This is a genomic window from Acinetobacter sp. KAM396, assembly GCF_021602765.1.
Taxonomy (GTDB): Bacteria; Pseudomonadota; Gammaproteobacteria; order Pseudomonadales; family Moraxellaceae; genus Acinetobacter; species Acinetobacter towneri_A.
Genome location: NZ_BPPH01000094.1, coordinates 1 through 830, shown reverse-complemented (window position 1 = coordinate 830; position 830 = coordinate 1). Strand labels below are relative to the sequence as shown.

The window sequence follows — 830 nt, the reverse complement described above, 5'->3', positions numbered from 1 at the left end:
TTGCCGCCTCCCCGGAGCTTTTCGCAGGCTATCACGTCTTTCTTCGCCTCTGACTGCCAAGGCATCCACCACATGCACTTAATTACTTGACTATACAACCCCAAACAGTCGTTAATCCCTACAAGTAGGATTAAGACAATTAAATAAATAATCTATGATCTATTTAATCTACAGTTCAAAGTCTCGTGCACTTAAGCACCGTACAGCTTCAATCTAAATTCATATACCAAAACGCTTGATTCAGTTAATTTGCTAGTGCTCATTTCAATTCGTAATTAAACCGTAACACCAAAGCATTACTGTCAATCCTATATGAAATGAGTTGAACAATTTATTTCAGACTCAATTTTTGCCAATCTGTTAATGATTCACTGCATCCTCGTCGGACTGCAGTCAACTGTGATAAATCACAGAATTTAATAAGCTTATACTTACTAAATTCTGTAATCTTTAGCTTAAAGCTCCAGTATATGTGTGCCTGCGCACAGCATAGCTGTTTGCTTAAATTCTCGGGAAAAGCAGTGCTTTTCTATTCCTCGAATTTGGTGGAGACTAGGAGAGTCGAACTCCTGACCTCCTGCGTGCAAAGCAGGCGCTCTACCAACTAAGCTAAGTCCCCAGCTTATCATCTGTGATTCGATGTATCAGATTATAGCCTGCGCACTCACTCACGTTCGTTTGCCTTGCGCTTCGCCTTAAAGCAGTGCTTTAAGTCTTGCTCATGGTGGGTCTGACAAGACTTGAACTTGTGACCCCACGCTTATCAAGCGTGTGCTCTAACCAACTGAGCTACAGACCCTGAGAAAAATCAAAGCATCGCTTTGTATTTT

Annotated in this window: 2 tRNA genes and 1 rRNA gene; all 3 read right to left on the bottom strand. The window is 41.4% G+C overall.

The window, feature by feature from the left end:
* Window positions 1-92: ribosomal RNA gene (locus L6C30_RS14640) — 23S ribosomal RNA — on the bottom strand; the annotation flags it as partial.
* 451 nt (window positions 93-543) lie between these two features.
* A tRNA-Ala gene (locus tag L6C30_RS14635) sits at window positions 544-619 on the bottom strand.
* A gap of 103 nt (window positions 620-722) precedes the next feature.
* Window positions 723-799 (bottom strand) — tRNA-Ile (locus L6C30_RS14630).
* Between the last annotated feature and the right edge of the window lie 31 nt (window positions 800-830).